Here is an 18,701-nt window from a genome sequence, read left to right on the forward strand (position 1 = left end):
GTAAGCGCAGCGCCACCGGGCATTAAAGCGGTTCAGTCCTCAAAAAACCAGTACCCGCTGTTAACCAGCGCGGCCAGCATGGCGAGGAAGGAGGGATCGTCCAGCGCGTCGCCAAAGGTATCCGCAGTCAGCACCATATGGCTGGCAATTGCTTCCAGCGCCGGGCGATGCGGAGAGTCCAGGCGCTCGCCGTTGACGAATACCTCTTCGCCAATGCGCAGTACACGTAATCCGCCCAGACGAACCAGCTTATCGCCCTGCTGGAGCGCATCATAAATTTCATCTGCCTGATAAGGCGGCTCTGGCGGTGCGACGTCCAGTTCGTGAAGCGACTGGCTGATAAACTCGCCAAACCACTGTCTGAAGTGCTCCGGTTCGTTGATCAGATCCAGCATCATCCCGCGCAGCTTATCCAGCTCCTCTGGCAGAATATCCGCCGGATGCTCACGCGCCGGAACGTCCGGATCGCTGTAACGGTAACTGCCCAGCTCACGCTGTAAAACATAGTCAGCAAATCCGCTGATCATCTCGCGCCCGCTTGGCGCGCGGAAACCAACCGAATAGTTCAGCGAGTTTTCCAGGGAATAACCTTCATGCGGGAAGCCCGGTGGGATATAAAGAATGTCACCTGGCTCCAGCTCTTCATCAATGATCCCTTCAAACGGATCAACCTGGAGCAGATCCGGGTGCGGGCAGTGCTGTTTCATTGGCACTTTTTCGCCCACGCGCCAGCGACGGCGACCGGTACCCTGAATGATAAACACGTCGTACTGATCCAGATGCGGACCCACGCCGCCACCGGGAACGGAGAAGGAGATCATCAGATCGTCCATTCGCCAGTCTGGCAGGGCGCGGAAGGGACGCATTAAGGCTGCGGTAGGTTCGTGCCAGTTGTTGACCGCCTGCACCAGTAAAGACCAGTTGTTTTCGCCCAGGTGATCGTAGCTTTCAAAGGGACCGTGGCTGACCTGCCATTTCCCGTCCTGGTGGCTTACCAGACGGCTGTCTACCTCGTTTTCCATCGCCAGACCAGCGAGTTCGTCAGGAGAAATAGGGTCGATAAAATTGCTGATCCCGCGTTTAAGAACGACCGGGCGTTTTTGCCAGTAACGTTCAATAAAGTCGGGCCAGTTAAGCGTTAATTGATAATCCATATTTATGTATTCCGCAGGCTCTTACTGAGTCGGATTATAACGGAAGCCCCGCTCCCTGGCTGCGAGATCCGCGTATTTTTCACATTCCGGGTCAACTATCGTTCGATACGGGATGCTGGCGGCCAAAAATGACTTCCATCCGGGCTCCGCCCAGCAAACTTTCACCGGTTTCAATTTTGCCCTCGTACTGATCGACAATTTCCCTGGCGACGGATAATCCGACGCCCTGGCCTGGCCGCAGCGTATCGGCGCGCTGGCCGCGATCGAACACCACTTCGCGTTTATTACGGGGAATGCCAGGACCATCATCCTCAACGATAATATGCAGTTCGTTATCCGTTACCCGCGCGGAGACCTCGACAAACTCCAGACAATATTTGCAGGCGTTATCGAGCAGGTTTCCCATCACTTCCATAAAGTCATTCTTCTCGCCAACAAAGCTAATTTCCGGTGAGATATCCAGACTGATGTTGACCCCTTTACGCTGGTACACCTTGTTCAGCGCCGAGGTGAGGTTATCCAGCAGCGGGGCTACCGGGTGCAGTTCACGGCTCAACAGGGCGCTTCCGGAGCGCATGCTCGCGCGGTGCAGGTAATAGCCGATCTGCTGTGAAATACGGCTGATTTGTTCCAGCATCACCGGCTCTGCATCATCCACGCTCATTTTCGAACTGCGCATGGAACGCAGGGTACTCTGCATCACCGCCAGCGGGGTTTTCAGGCTGTGCGTAAGGTCGGTGAGCGTCGTGCGATACTTGTCGTAGCGTTCACGTTCGCTTTTCAGCAGGCGGTTGAGGTTGCGCACCAGGCTGGTCAGTTCGCGCGTAGTTTCCGGGTTCAGCTTCTCGCGGTGATGTTCCTCCAGCTCGCGTACCTCTTTGGCAAGGGATTCAATCGGGCGGAGGCTCCACCATGCAGCAACCCACAGGAGAGGGATCACCAGCAGCAGGTTGGCAGCCAGAACATACACAAACCAGTTCCATACCATATATGAGCGTTTCAGCTCAACCGGGATGGTATCGATCACCACAATGGTTAACTGCGGCATGTTCAGGGTGGCGGGATAAAGGTTGATGGCCACAGAGTGGGTCATCTCCGTGTCGTCATCTTCGGCACGGATCTCATTAAGCTTGATCTGTAAGGCGCGATCGTCACGCAGCAGGCTGCTGGTGGAGTTGAGATCGGCTTCTATTTCATGAAAACCGTTGGTTTTCAGCCATTCCGGACGGATGCGCTTTTTCAGCCACGGGACATCGCGCTGGGCCCACAGCAATTTCCCTTTTTCATCGTAGATCAGCGCCAGCGTCGGGCTCTGCTGATTCAGGTTTTCCGGCATCTCGACGGTGATTCGGTTGTTCTCCCACTTCGCCAGGGTATAAAACAGGTTACTTTCGCCGCGAAGCAGGCGGAAGGTGGTTTTATCGAAGCTCACGCTATACCCGACCAGCGCCACCATCCCGTAAGAGAGCGACAGCACCAGCACGACGGCGGCGGTTGCCAGCAAAAAGCGAACCCGCAGCGAAAGGGGTAAAATGTGACGCAAAATCCCTTTCATTTAGCGTAATTCAAACAGGTAGCCCTGACCACGCACGGTGGTGATCACGTCATGCGGGTACTGCGCCTGAATTTTTTTACGCAGGCGGCCCATCAGCACGTCAATGGTGTGGCTTTCGCGCAGTTCGGCATCCGGATAGAGCTGAAGCATCAGGGAATCTTTGCTCACCACTTTACCGTTGTTACGGATCAGCGTTTCCATGATGGTGTATTCGAATGCGGTCAGCTTGATCACTTCATCATTAATAGAAAATTCGCGGCGGGAGAGATCCACCTGGAATGGCGGCAGAGAGATCACCTGCGACGCCAGCCCGCTGTTGCGGCGCAGAAGCGCCTGCATACGCGCGGCGACTTCTTCAATATGGAAGGGTTTGGTCACGTAGTCATCCGCGCCAGCGCTCAGGACTTCAACCTTGTCCTGCCAGCCTTCACGGGCAGTTAGCACCAGCACCGGCAGGGAAACGTCATGGCTACGCCAGCGGCGGATAAGGGACAATCCGTCTTCATCCGGTAGCCCTAAATCGACAATGGCGATGTCCGGCAGGTGTTCATTGAGATAATAATCGGCCTCTTTTGCGTCTTCAGCATCGTCCACCTGATGACCCATCTCCTGAAGTTGAACTTTCAGGTGATGACGTAGCAATGCGTTATCCTCAACAACCAGTACGCGCATCATCACTTCTCCCTTTATAAATGGTATGAATAGTTTAACGCTGATTATTCAGGTTGACACCAGCGCGATGAAATTAAATGATTTTTTTGCATGCTCCAGAACACAGGGGGCATGACGCCAGGCGCGGGTAATATAAACGGACTTGTTTTCGCAAGCTTCTGCAATCCGGATAAAACAGCCATCCGTTTATGAAATGTTGAAGGCGAGTCGCTTTTTTGACAGAAGGGTCACGCCAGTTTTGTAAAGATTGCCCTTTTTTTTGTAAGGATGTTCTCACTATGTCTGCCTTTGTCTACGCTTATTTTATGGTGCGAAATTAGATTTGCATAAGATGTGCCAGAAAAGCAGCATTTTTACACGACAAAACAGCAATATAGCGAGTAAAGAGGGTTTTATGGAATGGAAGGTTGTTGAGACTATTGCGAGCCCGGAAAGCGGAACTATCTTTTGCAAAGTTGAAACACAGTATGGCCTGAATTATATCCTGTGGTTAAAGGGAGATTATTACGTTCGTACAGGTGAAATCATCACCACCTCAAACCAGGGGATCCTGATTAACGATCGACGCCGTAGAGTATGGATAGCGCAGGCAATGCCCTATACATCCATAGGCTGGATGGGGTTCAAACAGAAAAACGCGTGTCCAGGCAACCGGCAAGAGATGGATCGTCCGTGCACGGCTGAAACCCCGTGCCAGTTCAAACTGTGCCCGTTCGGCTTAAAACGATATATTCCGGAAAGTTATTCCACGACGAAAATTAACAACCATCCTGACGGCAGGCTTTAATCCCGGCAAAACAGGTAATGTGACGTGAAAACATCAACTCGATGATGAAAAACAGCCCCCTTTCCGGATGGAAAGGGGGAAGGGCGATTACTTTAGCTCGTCAACCATAGTAATGGCGCGGCCAATATAGTTTGCCGGGGTCATCTCTTTCAGGCGCGCTTTTTCTTCTTCTGGCAGCGCCAGACCGTCGATAAACTGTTTCATACCTTCAGCATCAACGCGTTTACCGCGGGTCAGCTCTTTGAGTTTCTCGTACGGTTTTTCAATGCCGTAACGACGCATCACGGTCTGAATCGGCTCCGCCAGCACTTCCCAGTTGTGATCCAGCTCGTCCAGTAGACGGTCGCGGTTAACTTCCAGTTTGCTCACACCTTTCAGGGTGGACTGGTAGGCGATCAGCGCGTAGCCAATACCTACGCCCAGGTTACGCAGCACCGTGGAGTCAGTCAGGTCGCGCTGCCAGCGGGATACCGGCAGCTTGCTCGCCATATGCTGCAACACGGCATTCGCCAGACCCAGGTTACCTTCGGAGTTTTCGAAGTCGATTGGGTTCACTTTGTGCGGCATGGTGGACGAACCGATTTCCCCGGCGATGGTTTTCTGCTTGAAGTGGTTCAGGGCGATGTAACCCCATACGTCACGATCGAAGTCGATCAGGATGGTGTTGAAGCGCGCAATGCAGTCAAACAGCTCGGCGATGTAGTCGTGCGGCTCAATCTGGGTGGTGTACGGGTTCCACTGGATCCCCAGAGAGGTCACAAATTCTTCGCTGAACTGGTGCCAGTCCACTTCCGGGTACGCGGCGATGTGGGCGTTGTAGTTACCCACCGCGCCGTTGATTTTGCCGAGGATCTCAACCTGCTCCAGCTGACGATACTGGCGTTCCATGCGGTACGCCACGTTCGCCATCTCTTTACCCATGGTAGATGGGGTTGCTGGCTGGCCGTGAGTACGGGACAGCAGCGGAATGTCGCGGTATTCCACGGACAGCGCTTTCACCGCATCAATGATTTTACGCCAGTAAGGGAGTACCACCTCTTTCCGCGCGGTAGAGAGCATCAGCGCGTGAGACAGGTTGTTAATATCCTCAGACGTACAGGCGAAGTGAATAAATTCAGATACCGCGTGCAGGGCAGGGACGCATGCCACTTTCTCTTTCAGGAAGTATTCAACTGCTTTCACGTCGTGGTTGGTGGTGCGTTCGATGGTTTTAATGCGCGCGGCATCTTCTTCGCTGAACTCAGCAACGATTTTATCAAGGTAATCGTTTGCCTTTGCGTCAAAAGCAGGAACTTCCTTGATTGCTGTCTGGGCGGCCAGCTTTTGCAGCCAGCGTACTTCAACCTGAACACGGAACTTCAGCAGGCCATATTCGCTGAAGATCCCGCGCAGCGCGCTGACTTTATCGCCGTAGCGTCCATCGACAGGGGATACGGCGGTCAGTGAGGATAATTCCATAATTCGCAACTCCGGGAGGTTAACAATGAGCAAGAATTTGTTTTGCCTGAGTCGTCAGGCGATGACGAGAAAACATCAACTGTAGGCGGCCACCGCCGACCTGTTGCCACAGCACGGCGGCACGGATGCCTGCCAGCAGCGAAGCGCGTACCTTCGCCTGTACCTGTGGGCTTTGCAATACGGCAGGCGAACCGGTGACCTGAATACGCGGGCCGAGCGGGCTAATCACGTCAACGTAGATACCGGCCATCGCGCTCAGCAGGGTCTCAGACTGGAGGTCAAAGTGGTCGAGCTGGCGCTGTAGCCCGGCGATGCGATCGCCCAGGGTATTCATTGCGCCTTTTGCCGCGTTCAGCTTACGTTCCAGCACCATCAGGCTTAAGGTGTAGCGGGTCAGTTCCGCATTCAACCCCTGACGGTTGCTGGCGTTGAGCACGCCGAGCAGAGTTTCAAGACCGAGACGAAGATTGGTTTCACTGCCGCCAAAGACGCCCAGCGTGGAGCCTGGGTTGAGATCGATAACGCTGTTAAGTGAAACGTGCAGGGCGTCAGCGTCGCAATGACCCTGATGCGCCAGCTGTTGCACCAGACGGGCTGACTGGCAAATTCCCGCCAGCGCCAGGGTGATGTCGTAATAGTTCTTCGCCACACGGTCTCCTTTATGTGTGCAAACGGTTTAAACAGCAGGCAGCGGCAGGCGCTGTTCAATGATCCCACCGCCGAGGCAAATTTCGCCGCTGTAGAAAACAGCAGACTGGCCAGGGGTAACGGCGGAAACCGGCTCGTCGAAACGCACGTCAATGCGATCGTCATCCAGTGCGGTTACGGTGCAAGGGATGTCCGTCTGGCGGTAGCGCGTTTTCACTGTGCAGCGCAGCGTGCCTTTCAGCGGCTCGCGATCGACCCAGTGCAGCTGTTGCGCGATCAGTCCAACGGACATCAGGCGCGGGTGGTCGTGACCCTGAGCCACAACCAGAATATTGTTTTCGACGTCTTTGTCGACCACGTACCACGGATCTTCGCTGCCCTCTTTGGTGCCGCCGATACCCAGACCTTTACGCTGGCCAAGAGTGTGGTACATCAGTCCCTGGTGCTGACCAATCTCATCACCGTCAACGGTGACGATTTTGCCCGGCTGTGCAGGCAGGTAGCGCCCCAGGAACTCGCGGAATTTACGCTCGCCGATAAAACAAATACCGGTGGAGTCTTTTTTCTTCGCGGTGATCAGATCCAGATCTTCAGCAATCTTACGCACTTCCGGCTTTTCCAGCTCGCCGACCGGGAACAGACTTTGGGCAATCTGTTCGTGGCTCAGCGTATAGAGGAAGTAGCTCTGATCTTTATTGCCGTCCAGGCCGCGCAGCAGCTGGCTTTTGCCATTCACATCCGCGCGACGCACGTAGTGGCCAGTCGCAATGTAGTCTGCGCCCAGGTCTTCCGCAGCGAATTCCAGGAAGGCTTTGAATTTGATCTCTTTGTTGCACAGGATATCCGGGTTTGGCGTGCGGCCCGCTTTGTACTCTTCGAGGAAGAGTTCAAAAACGTTGTCCCAGTATTCTGCGGCAAAGTTAACGGTGTGCAGTTCGATGCCGAGCTTATCGCACACGGCCTGCGCATCGGCGAGATCCGCAGCGGCAGTGCAGTATTCCTCGCCATCGTCTTCCTCCCAGTTCTTCATGAACAGGCCCTCCACCTTATAGCCCTGTTGCTGCAACAGGTAGGCGGAAACGGAGGAATCGACACCGCCGGACATGCCGACGATTACTTTTTTCTGGCTGTTATCTGACATGGAATACTCACGACATTGAACTTCAAGGCGGCGTATTCTATCACGCCCCCCCACCATTGACACCCTCTGTAAACGGCCAGTTAAATTCTGCAATGACATCCAGCGGCAGGCGCGCCGTAGACTGCCAGCAGCGGATGCTTTCCGCAACCAGTGGCGAGCGCAGGTTTGGCGCGTTCAGGATCTCCTCTGCGGTCACCCACAGGCAGCGATCGATATCGTCGTCGTGCGGTTCAGTGGCGCACGTTTCGTTAAGCTCAACGGCGAATAAAAAGCGCAGGAAAGGTGTCTGGTCAGGCGCTATCCACTGATGCATACGGATAAAGTGCTGCGGTTCGGCGCGGATACCCGTCTCTTCCCAGAGCTCGCGTTTCGCTGCCTGCAATAAGGTTTCATTGGCTTCAAGATGCCCGGCTGGCTGGTTCCACAGCGCTTTGCCGTTAATGGTCTCTTCCACCACCAGGAATTTCCCCTGCGCGTGGACCACGCAGGCGACCGTAACATGAGGTTTAAACATCAGTTCTCCTTAGGGGTAACATCCCGCCATTCCCCGTTTGCCAGCGAGTCCAGCGTATAGCTGCCCATGGCGTAGCGAATGAGTCGCAGGGTAGGGAAGCCCACATGCGCAGTCATGCGCCTGACCTGTCGGTTGCGGCCTTCATAAAGGGTGATTTTAAGCCAGCTGGTAGGAATGGATTTACGCTCACGAATCGGCGGGTTGCGCGGCCACAGCCACTCGGGTTCATTCACACGTTCAATACCAGCCGGCAGGGTGGGACCGTCGTTCAGCGTTACGCCGTTGCGCAGCTTTGCCAGCGACGCGTCGTCCGGCTCGCCTTCAACCTGCACATAGTAAATTTTTCCGGTACGTTTGCCCGGCTGAGTAAGCCTGGCCTGGAGCACGCCGTCATTGGTAAGGACCAGCAGCCCCTCGCTGTCGCGATCCAGGCGTCCCGCTGCGTAGACTCCCTGTACGGGGATAAAGTCCTTCAGCGTGCTGCGCCCGGCCTCGTCGGTAAACTGCGGCAATACATCGTAGGGTTTATTGAACAGTATGACCCGCGTTGGCTGGGGTTCTGGCGTTCTTCTGGTGGCTTGTCGTGAGCTGAATCGCTCAACCCGGTGTTTTCTAAAAGAAGTTTTCGTCATGGTATTTTCAGGCGTTATCAATTGCCGCATTATAGCCTAATAACGAAGACCTTTCATGGCGTCGGACAATCAGGTACTATCGGAAGGCTCATTACAATTTATTAACATAAGATCAGTAACAACCAGAAGCGCTCGAAGGAGAGGTTAATGGAAAGCAAAGTAGTTGTTCCGGCGGAAGGTAAAAAGATCACCCTGCAAAACGGCAAGATTAACGTTCCTCACAACCCGATTATCCCGTTCATTGAAGGCGACGGTATCGGTGTAGACGTTACCCCGGCGATGCTGAAAGTGGTTGATGCCGCTGTTGAGAAAGCCTACAAAGGCGAGCGTAAAATTTCCTGGATGGAAATTTACACCGGTGAAAAATCCACTCAAGTTTATGGCCAGGACGTCTGGCTGCCAGCCGAAACGCTGGACCTGATCCGCGACTATCGCGTTGCTATCAAAGGCCCTCTGACCACGCCAGTTGGCGGCGGCATTCGCTCCCTGAACGTGGCGCTGCGTCAGGAACTGGATCTGTATGTGTGTCTGCGTCCGGTGCGTTACTACCAGGGCACTCCAAGCCCGGTTAAGCACCCGGAACTGACCGACATGGTTATCTTCCGTGAAAACTCTGAAGACATCTACGCGGGTATCGAATGGAAAGCGGACTCTGCTGATGCAGAAAAAGTGATTAAATTCCTGCGCGAAGAGATGGGCGTGAAGAAAATTCGCTTCCCAGAGCATTGCGGCATCGGCATCAAGCCGTGCTCCGAAGAAGGGACCAAGCGTCTGGTGCGTGCCGCCATCGAATACGCTATCACCAACGACCGTGACTCTGTGACCCTGGTTCACAAAGGCAATATCATGAAGTTCACCGAAGGCGCGTTCAAAGACTGGGGCTACCAGCTGGCGACCGAAGAGTTCGGCGGTGAACTGATCGACGGCGGCCCATGGCAGAAAATTAAGAACCCGAACACCGGTAAAGAGATCATCATTAAAGATGTGATTGCCGATGCGTTCCTGCAACAGATCCTGCTGCGTCCTGCTGAGTATGACGTGATCGCCTGTATGAACCTGAATGGTGACTACATCTCCGATGCGCTGGCAGCACAGGTGGGTGGTATCGGTATCGCCCCGGGCGCGAACATCGGTGACGAGTGCGCCCTGTTCGAAGCCACTCACGGTACTGCACCGAAATACGCAGGCCAGGATAAAGTCAACCCAGGCTCTATCATTCTGTCCGCAGAGATGATGCTGCGTCATATGGAATGGTTCGAAGCCGCAGACCTGATCGTTAAGGGTATGGAAGGCGCGATTAACGCGAAAACCGTCACCTATGACTTTGAACGTCTGATGGAAGGCGCTAAACTGCTGAAATGCTCAGAGTTTGGCGACGCGATTATCGCGAACATGTAATCCACTCGCTGGGTTAAATGACAACGGGAGCCTGAGGGTTCCCGTTTTTTATGCACACAAGACGGAAACAACGCTATGACCCATGATATCCCGCTCAAGTATTATGACATCGTCGACGAGTATGCGACTGAAACGGCGAAACCGGTAGAAGAGGCAGAGCGTACGCCGCTGGCACACTATTTCCAGCTGCTGCTCACTCGCTTATACAACAATGAGGAAATCAGTGAAGAGGCGCAGCGGGAGATGGCTGTCCAGGCGGAGATAGACGAAGCGCGCATTGACGATATTGCGAACTTCCTGAATCAGTGGGGCAATGAATAACGCGTCATCGCGCTGAGTCTGCCAGCAGCCTGGCGAGGTCGTGCCGGGTTAGCGACTTTGAAAAGTACCAGCCTTGTACGAGGGCATCGGGGTATCTCTGCGCGATGAACTGAAATTGTGTTTCGCTTTCAACCCCTTCAAAAACCAGGGTTTTGTTCAGTTTAGCGAGCGCGTCGCTGAAGATCACCAGGATATCCTGTTTATAGTGCTCGCTGATGCCGTCCACTAACGACTTATCTACCTTGATTTCGTCATATTTGAGATTTGTGAGCCTGGCAAGATTAGAGTTTTGCACGCCAAAATCGTCTATTGAAATTTTGACGCCTGCCGATTTAAGCTCCTCACAAAACTCTTCAAGGATGGCCGAGGTGGAAACGCCATTCTCGGATAACTCAACTTTGATTAACGATAAAGGAATCGCGTTCTCTGAGCATGCATGACGTAATACCGACAGGAATTTGCCGTCTTCAATTTCCGTCCGGCCAACGTTCAGTGAAATCATTAACTGATGTTCAGCGGCCAGCGCGGCAATTTCCGCCAGGGATTTCTTTATCATGTTCTGATAATAAACGTTATACAGGCCAATTTTTTTGATTAACGGGATAAACAGCTCAGGAGAAACCTCTTTGTGATTGTTATCCTGCCATCTTGATAACACTTCAACCCCGACGATTTTCTTATCAGCCACCCGAATAACGGGCTGAAAATGAACGCTGATGGTATTCGCTTTCACCGCCTTGACCAGCGTTCGCTCCAGAGAACGTCGGTCTTCATACAGTCGAAGAGAAAACAGCGTCAGGGATACCCAGATAAAGTATAAAAACAGGCACAGAAGCACCATCACTACGAGGGAGAGCGAAGCCAGTCCGGCATCGTGGTGTGTGACGGTGACACACAAATCCCAGCGTGTACTGCACTCTGTCACAGCCAGCGTAAATAACAGAGACTGTAAGCGGCTAAGGTTTTCTGATGGCGGCGTAACGGTGAAAAAGGTGCGGCCGAAATCTTTAGTGGAAGAACGAAGCGAATAGTTGGCGGTAACGGGGGCAAATTTATCGTAGGCTGAACGGGAGGTGAAAATAATAAGGTGGTTATAAATTGTCGCATTACCGATAAAGAAATCTTTCTGCGAAAACTGCGCCAGACTGAATCCGTTCTGGGTTTTATGCAGCTCAGGGGGAAGGGCGATGGGATTTGCCAGCTTGCCCCAAAACGCGGTGCAGGTGATTTTCCCCTTTTCAATAAACCCCACATCGGCGAAATAGAGACTACGCATCTTTAATTTTCGGTAGACGTTCAGACTGGCGCTATCGCATCCCTGCACGGTGGTATTTTTAAGCGTACTGGCGATATTTTGTGTTAACTCTTCGGAATAGCTTAAGAGCGTGTGGGAGATCTCCCTCTGCCGGTTCTTTTGCTGCTCAACGATAATGGCGTTAACCGCATACAGCGACAGGACGACCATTAGGGTTGAGATGATAGCAACGGCAATGGCCTTCTTCATTTTCCTGCTGTCCCGCCACGTCCTGAGGTGCAGGGATCTTATCACAGGTCATAAAAGCTACAAGTATGAGAGTTGAGCCGGCACGGAATCGGAAGGAAATCCACCCTGCCAGGCTCCTTTCAACTCAGAACCACTCAAACCGTGTTGAGAGCAGTAACAGTAGCGTACTGGCAGAAACAAGATTAAGGCAGATGACGAACTTGCTCGATACGTTCATGTTATCAACGCTTTTTGGTTATTCAGAAGCCACAGAGAATAGCGTTTCACCTCCACAGAAAAAACGCCAGATTTTGGTGGGTTGAGGCAAAAAAAAAGCCCACTAAAAAGTGGGCAAGAAATACTGGAAGCAATGTGAGCAATGTCGTACTGAATACCTGAGTTATTTGCTCAACTATTCAGTAATGAGAAAGATAATCTTTCTCAGTAGAAGATGCAACCCCAGGATGAGTGTGGATCGACATTTTTTACTGCTCATATTTTACTCAAACGAGCCGTGTGATTCTTATCACAAATTTCCTTTCTCAGATCCTGTGCTATCCTTTTCTGTGTCGTTGATTTAATGACAAAAACCATACAGAGAGGAAAGCTATGGGAATTTTATCCTGGATTATCTTTGGGCTGATTGCGGGGATCCTGGCGAAGTGGATTATGCCGGGCAAAGATGGCGGCGGTTTCATCGTCACGATCATTCTGGGGATTGTGGGTGCAGTCGTCGGCGGCTGGATCAGTACCCTGTTCGGCTTTGGCAGAGTTGATGGCTTCAACTTCGGCAGCTTTGTCGTCGCGGTGATTGGCGCGCTGGTTGTTCTGTTTATCTACAGAAAAATCAAAAGCTAAATCTGACCTGTGTTAAAAAAGGCTGCCTGACGGCGGCCTTTTTACTTTGGGCGTTACCACCAGCCTAACTGCGTACCGGCGACGGCCACGATGGCGACAATCAGCATGATGATGGTCGTTTTTCTCATTTATGCCCCCGGCGCGGCGTAACCGCCAAGGAAAAACCAGCCTAAAAACACCACCGCTGTGATAAAAATAACCACCGGAAAGAGGATCCCTATTCTCATGCCATCACCTGTTTGAGTTTGTATAAGGCCGTAGAGTGTACGGTTTTAATCTAACGCGACAAAGCCTGTTTTGCTTTTTCCTTTTTTATCCTGATACATCGCGAGGTCCGCGGTGCGCAGGGCGCTATCTTCATCCGTGCTGTGAGGATCAACAATAACGACGCCAAGGCTTGCACCGGGATAAAGAATGGTGGCATTGCCTAACCCGTATTCGCCCGCAATAAGACCATTGAGGCGGGTTTTGATTGCGTTGATCTCTGTACTGGTGTCGCCATCATCGCTGTGACTCAGGCTGGCAACCAGAAATTCATCGCCGCCGAGCCGGCCAATAATCTCATCCTGCGTTTGCTCGTGAGTCAGTCGCTTGCCGACCTGTACGAGGAAGCGATCGCCCGCCTCATGCCCGTACTGGTCATTGATTCGCTTGAAATCATCGAGGTCAATAAAGGCAATCATGACGTTGCGGCTAAGATGGCGCGCCAGTGAGAACAGGGTGGTAAGGTTTTCAAAAATGGCGCGACGATTCGGCAGGCCGGTAAGGGCGTCGGTGTAAGAGTGGGTAATGAGCGCCGCATTTGCTTCACGAAGCTGAAGCACAAGCGACTCTTTCTGAATATACTGACCAATTAACCCGGCAAAGAGCCTGATCACCTGCTCGCCACGCTCGCTGAACTGTTTCTGTGCGGTGCTGGCAGCGCAAAGCGTGCCGTACAGAGAACCGTCAGCCAGGTGAACCGGCACGCTCATATAGGTTGTAATACCCAGTGCTTTTGCCGCTTCACACTCCGGCCAGCGGTCAGGCACCTCGTTACTGAACAAAGTGTCGCTATCCATGGCGCGCTTACAGAGCGTTTCGTCCCAGGGAACGCTGAACCCTTCCGGGATTTGCATTTGCTTGCTGTTACGGGCATATAAAATGTGCTGCAAACGCGCGTTAATATCGATTTTGGTCAGGTAGGTTGATTCCATATCCGTCACAATTTCCAGCATTTCCAGTAGCTGACGCACAAGACTGTCGAGAGATTGCTCAGTGGAGAGGGTTTCTGAAACACGGGCAAGAATGATATCTGACATGAGGCAGGTTGACTCCCATGCAGAAGACCTCTGTATCTGCATGTTATGCTGAAAATTTAGACTCCGGTCATAGTAAAACATGAACAGGATTAATTTTATAGATTCTTCTGAAAGCGGATGAGGGAGAGGCTAAAAAAAAGCCCCGATGTTGAGATCGGGGCAAAACATCTTGATTACGGAATGATGTTCTCTGGTCAGTGTGAGAACAGGTATCACTATAAGAGGGAATCGTGCAGGTTTAATGGAGAAATCATGGAGAAAACGGCGATGACCCGTTACTCTGACGTTTTTACACCCTGAAGGATCATGATAATGAAATATCTTCTCCTGGCGCTGGTTGTACCGCTGGCCGCCTGCTCAACAAAGACCACCCCTCCTGATGCGCCTCAACCGCCGCACGCTATTGGTATGGCAAACCCGGCGTCAGTGTACTGTCTGGAGAAAGGGGGAGAGCAAATCCCTGTTCAAAGCCCGCAGGGTGTACGTACCGAGTGCAAATTACCAGGCGGGGAAGTGATCGATGAATGGGATCTCTACCGACGCGATCACCCGCAACCAACCAGATGACAAGGGCAATAAAACTGCGATACACTTCTCTTTAGGATTATTCTTAGCCAGTTTCTGGCAGTACGTTTGCGAGAAGAAGTATGTTTCAGTTAAAACCGGGCAGCATGGCGATGATCGTGGGTGCGCGTACGGCGGCAGGCCGTCGAAATATCGGTAAATCCGTGGAGCTGTTTGGCCTTTGTCAGCCGGGCCAGCGTTTTGTAAACCCGGTTAACGGCGTCATGACGCAATTACCTGATACATCAGCACGTGCGCTGTGGCTGGTCACCGGTGATGTTTACGCCTTTGATAACCAGCACGGTTTTGCGTTTGTTCGCCCGGAACATTTGATGCCGCTAACTCCCGACGAGATGCCACACAACGTGGATGAGCTGGCGATCGGTTAATCACAGTTTACGTAGCCAGTCCGCCAGTACCCGCGCGTGATTCTGCTCCCTGTTTTTCGCCCCGTAGAGTAGCGTCACGGTCTGCTGTCGGGCGAGGGCCGCCAGGCGTTTGCCTTCATCCTGATGCTGCGCCAGCTCTTTACGATAGGCTTCACTGAACGCAGTGAAATCTATCGTTTCACTGTGAAAAGCTTTTCGCAGTTCGCTGGACGGCGTTAGCGATTTACACCACTCATCACAGGCGAGGTCGGTCTTTTTTATTCCTCGCGGCCAGAGTCTGTCTACCAGCACCCGGTAACCATCGTCTGATGTTGCCTGTTCATATACGCGCTTACATTGAATCATCCGTTTTCCTCCTGCCGTGCGACGTTCGGCAAGAACACTATAGCACCCGGCTTTTATCCACCCAATTTAAGGTATTGTGATAATTGCAAAAGATCGGTAGTCTGAGGCTCCTTATGTTATCTGAAAATCCTCCGGCATAAGGAATCTCTCATGGAACTCTCCCCGGTTAAAACGACGCTGCGCATTGCGCTGGTTGGTGATTTCAATCCTGATGTTATTGCGCACCAGGCGATCCCGCTGGCGATTGACGACGCCGCTGCGGTTCTGGATCTCACCGCTGATTATGACTGGCTCGCCACGCCTGAGCTGACCAGCCCCGAAGACCTCGTCGGGTATGATGCCATCTGGCTGGTACCGGCAAGCCCGTATAAAAACACCGAGGCGGCGTTTATTGCGGCGCGTTACGCGCGTGAGAATAGCATCCCCTTTCTCGGCACCTGCGGCGGGTTCCAGCATGCGCTGATTGAGTATGCGCGTAATGTACTGGGCTGGCACGATGCAGGCCATGCCGAAACCGATACCGAGGGAAGGATGGTGATTGCGCCGCTGACCTGCTCGCTGGTAGAAAAAACCGACGCGATAGAGCTGCGGAATAACACGCTGATTGCCAAAGCGTATGGCAAGCCGGAAATTCAGGAGGGGTATCACTGCAATTACGGTGTCTCGTCTGAGTTTGCCAGCCAGCTTGAGCGGGGCGACATGCGCGTAACGGGCTGGGACGAGCAGGGCGAGATCCGCGCGGCAGAGCTGATAACCCATCCTTTCTTTGTCATCACCCTGTTCCAGCATGAGCGGGCTGCGCTTCAAGGGCGACCTGTCGTGCTGGTACAGGCCATGCTGCGGGCGGCGCAGGGATAAAAAAAGCAGACCGTCAGGTCTGCCTTGAATGTCAGCGGGGTGTGATCTCCCGGTCACGCCCGGCCAGCATGCCGCACAGGGCCATCACTACCGCAGCCAGCGCACAGGCCAGCAGCGGAATGCGCCAGTCTCCGGCGGTATCGTGAATTTTCCCCATCAGCGGTGGGCCACAGGCCGCCAGAAGATAGCCAATCGACTGTGCCATGCCGGAGAGCGCGGCGGCCTGATGTGCCGAGCTGGCCCGCAGTCCGATAAACGTCAGGCCGAGGATCATGGTGGCGCCGGATCCAAAGCCAAACACCAGCGTCCAGACGACGGCCAGCCCCGGCGCGAACCAGAACCCGGCCGCACTGACAGCGCACATCAGAGCGACAAGCCCGGCTATGCCACGCTGATCGTTAAGACGGTGCAGGATCAGCGGAATGGCGAGACCGGGAACAGCGGTTGCCAGCTGGAGAAGCCCGTGCATGGAGCCAGCCTGCGTTTCGCTGTAGCCGTGGCTAAGCAAAATCGCGGGTAACCAGCCGATAATGACATAGTAAATCAGCGAGTTAATGCCCATAAAAAGCGTCACCTGCCAGGCGAGTGCCGAGCGCCAGATAGCCCGGTTGTGCAACGCGCCCGCGCCGGTCAGGGTGGCGGCCGGCCTCTGGCGCCATTGCGGTAACCACAGCAGCAGCGCCACCAGCGGGAAGAACATCAGCATCAACAGCGCTCCGTGCCAGCCACCACTCCCCAGCGACAGCGGGACGATCAGCGCCGACCCTGCGGCAGCGGCGGCCCCCATCGTCAGCGAATACGCCCCCGTGAGTTTTGCGACCTGGCCCGGAAAATCACGTTTGATTAAGCCAGGTAACAGGACATTGCCCAGCGCAATCCCACAGCCCACGATCGCCGTACCGATAAACAGCAGCGCGGCCGACGGCAGCGAACGTACGCCAATCCCGATGCAAATCAGCAGCAGAGCGATAAAAAGGCTGCGCTCCATGCCCAGGCGCCGGGCGACGCCTGCGGCAAGGGGAGAGATAAAGGCGAAGGCAAGCAGGGGCAGCGTTGTGAGCAGGCCGGTTTGCGCCGTGCTTAAGCCATAGTCCTGTCGGATGGTGTCGAGCAGGGGGGCGACACCGGTAAATGTGACGCGCAGCGTCGTGGCGATCATCAGGATGCCTGCAACCAGCAGTGCACCCTGTTTCCCGGAAGGTTGAATAGCAGTAGTCATTATTGTCTCTTACGTTCAGGCGAGCGCATACCATACCGATTTAAGTTGTGGTTGAAATCAGGCTAAAATGACAGTTTATCGCTAATATCGGACAACTTTATGTACGGACTGGGGCTCGACGGCTACGATCCCGATAGCCAGCACGACGCGGCGGTGGCCTTTCGCATCCGCGTGGTGGCACAGGAACAATTTATTCCGCTGCATCAGCACCGCAAAGGGCAGCTGATTATGGCGCTGGGTGGAGCGATCACCTGTGAAGTGGAGAGCGCGATGCTGATGGTGCCGCCCCAGTATGCGGTGTGGATCCCAGGACAAACGCCGCACAGCAACAAGGCGACGCCCGGCGCGCAGCTCTGCCTGCTGTTTATTGAACCCGGTGCGCTCGAATTGCCGACGCGTACCTGTACGCTGAAAATATCGCCCCTGGTGCGGGAGCTGGTGCTGGCGCTTGCGGACAGGTCACGGGAAGAGTTGCCTCTTCCCGCTACGGGAAGGCTGGTAGACGTCCTGTTTGATGAACTGCCCCTGCAACCGCAGGAGCATCTACAGCTGCCGGTATCTCCGCATCCAAAAATTCGCCTGATGAGTGAGACCATGGCAAACGAACCTGCCGCCTGGCAGACGCTGGCGCAGTGGGCAAGCCACTTTGCCATGAGCGAACGCAATCTGGCGCGGCTGGTGGTGAAAGAGACCGGCTTAAGCTTTCGCCGCTGGCGGCACCAGCTCCAGCTGATTGTCGCATTGCAGTTTTTGATCGGCGGGAAGTCGGTCCAGCAGGCGGCGCAGGCGCTGGGGTATGACTCCACCACCGCCTTCATCACCATGTTTAAGAAAGGACTGGGACAGACGCCCGCCCGCTATATCGCCAGCCTGACTACGACTTCCCGATAAACAGCGAAACCAGACCGGCAGCAATCAGCGGGCCAACCGGCACGCCACGAAACAGCGCCACGCCTAACACGGTGCCCACCAGCAGCCCGGCCACCAGCGAAGGCTGGCTGCTCATCAGCGTCACGCCGCGACCGCCAAGCCACGAGACAAAAACGCCCACCGCAATCGCCACCAGCGATTTCCAGTTTACAAAGGAGTGCAGCAGCGTTGAGGCCGGTAGCGTTCCGCTGGCAATCGGGGCCATCACGCCGATGGTCAAAATAATGATCCCGATGGTAAGCCCCTGTTTTTCTATCCACGGGAAGAAGGTGTTCAACGGTGTGACGCGAACGATGATCAGGACCAGAATGGAAATCGCGACGGTGGTGTTGTGGCTGACAAAACCCAGTGCAGCCAGGGCCAGAAGTATGAGCAGTGTAGGGTCGAACATGACGGGATCCTTGCCAAAAATAGTAAGCCTGCTTACTTTACGCGCAAACGCGACGGCAGGCAGGCTTTACTGAAAAAATTGTC

General features: G+C 53.9%; 24 protein-coding genes. 8 read left to right on the top strand and 16 right to left on the bottom strand.

The genetic code is table 11. From position 1 onward, the window contains the following. Positions 1-32 precede the first annotated feature (32 nt). The 3 genes from DD597_RS02960 to phoP form a co-directional block, all read right to left on the bottom strand. Complete coding sequence (locus DD597_RS02960) at positions 33-1,154, bottom strand: cupin domain-containing protein (RefSeq protein WP_129255943.1); 1,122 nt, start codon at positions 1,152-1,154, stop codon at positions 33-35. Positions 1,155-1,245: 91 nt separating this feature from the next. Continuing rightward, the gene (phoQ, locus tag DD597_RS02965) at positions 1,246-2,709 is read right to left on the bottom strand and encodes a two-component system sensor histidine kinase PhoQ (protein WP_015570801.1); all 1,464 of its coding nucleotides are present in this window, start codon (positions 2,707-2,709) and stop codon (positions 1,246-1,248) included. Then, on the bottom strand, positions 2,710-3,381 hold the full coding sequence (gene phoP / locus DD597_RS02970) for a two-component system response regulator PhoP (protein WP_026094318.1): 672 nt from the start codon (positions 3,379-3,381) through the stop codon (positions 2,710-2,712). Positions 3,382-3,775: 394 nt separating this feature from the next. Here phoP and DD597_RS02975 point away from each other — a divergent pair, with 394 nt between their 5' ends. Then, the gene (locus DD597_RS02975; RefSeq protein WP_181014327.1) at positions 3,776-4,168 is read left to right on the top strand and encodes a hypothetical protein; all 393 of its coding nucleotides are present in this window, start codon (positions 3,776-3,778) and stop codon (positions 4,166-4,168) included. A gap of 87 nt (positions 4,169-4,255) precedes the next feature. Here DD597_RS02975 and purB read toward each other — a convergent pair whose 3' ends face one another. Genes purB through rluE form a run of 5 tightly spaced genes read right to left on the bottom strand, consistent with a single transcriptional unit; the run spans position 4,256 to position 8,591 of the window. Next, entirely contained in the window at positions 4,256-5,626 is a 1,371-nt protein-coding gene (purB, locus tag DD597_RS02980) for an adenylosuccinate lyase (RefSeq protein ID WP_022650802.1), read from the bottom strand. 19 nt (positions 5,627-5,645) lie between these two features. Then, positions 5,646-6,275 (bottom strand): high frequency lysogenization protein HflD, encoded by a 630-nt coding sequence (hflD, locus tag DD597_RS02985; RefSeq protein WP_006809213.1) that lies wholly within the window; start codon positions 6,273-6,275, stop codon positions 5,646-5,648. Positions 6,276-6,302: 27 nt separating this feature from the next. After that, positions 6,303-7,415, bottom strand: coding sequence for a tRNA 2-thiouridine(34) synthase MnmA (gene mnmA, locus DD597_RS02990; RefSeq protein ID WP_032103856.1), 1,113 nt, complete (start codon positions 7,413-7,415; stop codon positions 6,303-6,305). A 40-nt stretch (positions 7,416-7,455) separates the two neighbouring features. Continuing rightward, on the bottom strand, positions 7,456-7,929 hold the full coding sequence (locus DD597_RS02995) for an NUDIX hydrolase (protein WP_022650804.1): 474 nt from the start codon (positions 7,927-7,929) through the stop codon (positions 7,456-7,458). Then, complete coding sequence (gene rluE, locus DD597_RS03000; RefSeq protein ID WP_022650805.1) at positions 7,929-8,591, bottom strand: 23S rRNA pseudouridine(2457) synthase RluE; 663 nt, start codon at positions 8,589-8,591, stop codon at positions 7,929-7,931. The genes DD597_RS02995 and rluE overlap by 1 nt, the downstream gene beginning before the upstream one ends. 117 nt (positions 8,592-8,708) lie before the next feature. Between rluE and icd the strand changes: the two genes are divergently transcribed. Both icd and DD597_RS03010 read left to right on the top strand, forming a co-directional pair. Continuing rightward, positions 8,709-9,959 (top strand): NADP-dependent isocitrate dehydrogenase, encoded by a 1,251-nt coding sequence (icd, locus tag DD597_RS03005; protein WP_003857898.1) that lies wholly within the window; start codon positions 8,709-8,711, stop codon positions 9,957-9,959. A gap of 75 nt (positions 9,960-10,034) precedes the next feature. Then, on the top strand, positions 10,035-10,280 hold the full coding sequence (locus DD597_RS03010) for a YmjA family protein (RefSeq protein ID WP_022650806.1): 246 nt from the start codon (positions 10,035-10,037) through the stop codon (positions 10,278-10,280). A gap of 4 nt (positions 10,281-10,284) precedes the next feature. Here DD597_RS03010 and DD597_RS03015 read toward each other — a convergent pair whose 3' ends face one another. Then, entirely contained in the window at positions 10,285-11,784 is a 1,500-nt protein-coding gene (locus tag DD597_RS03015) for an EAL domain-containing protein (protein WP_129255944.1), read from the bottom strand. Positions 11,785-11,908: 124 nt separating this feature from the next. Then, entirely contained in the window at positions 11,909-12,001 is a 93-nt protein-coding gene (gene yncL, locus DD597_RS03020) for a stress response membrane protein YncL (RefSeq protein WP_071524166.1), read from the bottom strand. Positions 12,002-12,372: 371 nt separating this feature from the next. Between yncL and DD597_RS03030 the strand changes: the two genes are divergently transcribed. Further along, the gene (locus tag DD597_RS03030; protein ID WP_003857896.1) at positions 12,373-12,621 is read left to right on the top strand and encodes a GlsB/YeaQ/YmgE family stress response membrane protein; all 249 of its coding nucleotides are present in this window, start codon (positions 12,373-12,375) and stop codon (positions 12,619-12,621) included. Between the two features lie 53 nt (positions 12,622-12,674). Here DD597_RS03030 and yoaJ read toward each other — a convergent pair whose 3' ends face one another. From yoaJ to DD597_RS03045, 3 genes are read right to left on the bottom strand one after another with little or no spacing between them, the layout of a single operon-like run. After that, complete coding sequence (yoaJ, locus tag DD597_RS25300) at positions 12,675-12,749, bottom strand: protein YoaJ (protein WP_015570794.1); 75 nt, start codon at positions 12,747-12,749, stop codon at positions 12,675-12,677. Next, positions 12,750-12,848, bottom strand: coding sequence for a YoaK family small membrane protein (locus DD597_RS03040; RefSeq protein ID WP_015570793.1), 99 nt, complete (start codon positions 12,846-12,848; stop codon positions 12,750-12,752). Positions 12,849-12,893: 45 nt separating this feature from the next. Then, positions 12,894-13,922: a sensor domain-containing diguanylate cyclase gene (locus DD597_RS03045; protein WP_032609012.1), complete on the bottom strand. Its 1,029-nt coding sequence runs from the start codon at positions 13,920-13,922 to the stop codon at positions 12,894-12,896. Positions 13,923-14,234: 312 nt separating this feature from the next. Here DD597_RS03045 and DD597_RS03050 point away from each other — a divergent pair, with 312 nt between their 5' ends. Both DD597_RS03050 and DD597_RS03055 read left to right on the top strand, forming a co-directional pair. Next, the gene (locus tag DD597_RS03050) at positions 14,235-14,489 is read left to right on the top strand and encodes a DUF333 domain-containing protein (RefSeq protein ID WP_022650809.1); all 255 of its coding nucleotides are present in this window, start codon (positions 14,235-14,237) and stop codon (positions 14,487-14,489) included. 80 nt (positions 14,490-14,569) lie between these two features. After that, positions 14,570-14,875 carry a hypothetical protein gene (locus tag DD597_RS03055; protein ID WP_022650810.1) on the top strand — a complete coding sequence of 102 codons (306 nt, stop codon included), beginning with the start codon at positions 14,570-14,572 and terminating at the stop codon, positions 14,873-14,875. On the opposite strand, the gene DD597_RS03060 is transcribed toward DD597_RS03055, so the two are convergent. Next, complete coding sequence (locus DD597_RS03060; protein WP_003857886.1) at positions 14,876-15,220, bottom strand: DUF488 domain-containing protein; 345 nt, start codon at positions 15,218-15,220, stop codon at positions 14,876-14,878. Between the two features lie 150 nt (positions 15,221-15,370). On the opposite strand from DD597_RS03060, the gene DD597_RS03065 reads away from it, so the two are divergent. Continuing rightward, the gene (locus DD597_RS03065) at positions 15,371-16,078 is read left to right on the top strand and encodes a CTP synthase (protein ID WP_022650811.1); all 708 of its coding nucleotides are present in this window, start codon (positions 15,371-15,373) and stop codon (positions 16,076-16,078) included. A 31-nt stretch (positions 16,079-16,109) separates the two neighbouring features. Here the strand turns inward: DD597_RS03065 and DD597_RS03070 are convergent, their stop codons facing one another. Continuing rightward, positions 16,110-17,297, bottom strand: coding sequence for a CynX/NimT family MFS transporter (locus DD597_RS03070; protein ID WP_023324471.1), 1,188 nt, complete (start codon positions 17,295-17,297; stop codon positions 16,110-16,112). 99 nt (positions 17,298-17,396) lie between these two features. On the opposite strand from DD597_RS03070, the gene DD597_RS03075 reads away from it, so the two are divergent. Beyond that, positions 17,397-18,188, top strand: a complete 792-nt coding sequence (locus DD597_RS03075; RefSeq protein ID WP_022650813.1) for a helix-turn-helix transcriptional regulator — start codon at positions 17,397-17,399, stop codon at positions 18,186-18,188. On the opposite strand, the gene DD597_RS03080 is transcribed toward DD597_RS03075, so the two are convergent. Then, entirely contained in the window at positions 18,172-18,618 is a 447-nt protein-coding gene (locus DD597_RS03080; protein WP_003857881.1) for a DUF441 domain-containing protein, read from the bottom strand. The genes DD597_RS03075 and DD597_RS03080 overlap by 17 nt on opposite strands. Between the last annotated feature and the right edge of the window lie 83 nt (positions 18,619-18,701).

This window comes from Enterobacter cloacae complex sp. 677-3DZ2D5B, assembly GCF_004136695.1.
Lineage (GTDB): Bacteria > Pseudomonadota > Gammaproteobacteria > Enterobacterales > Enterobacteriaceae > Enterobacter > Enterobacter hormaechei_C.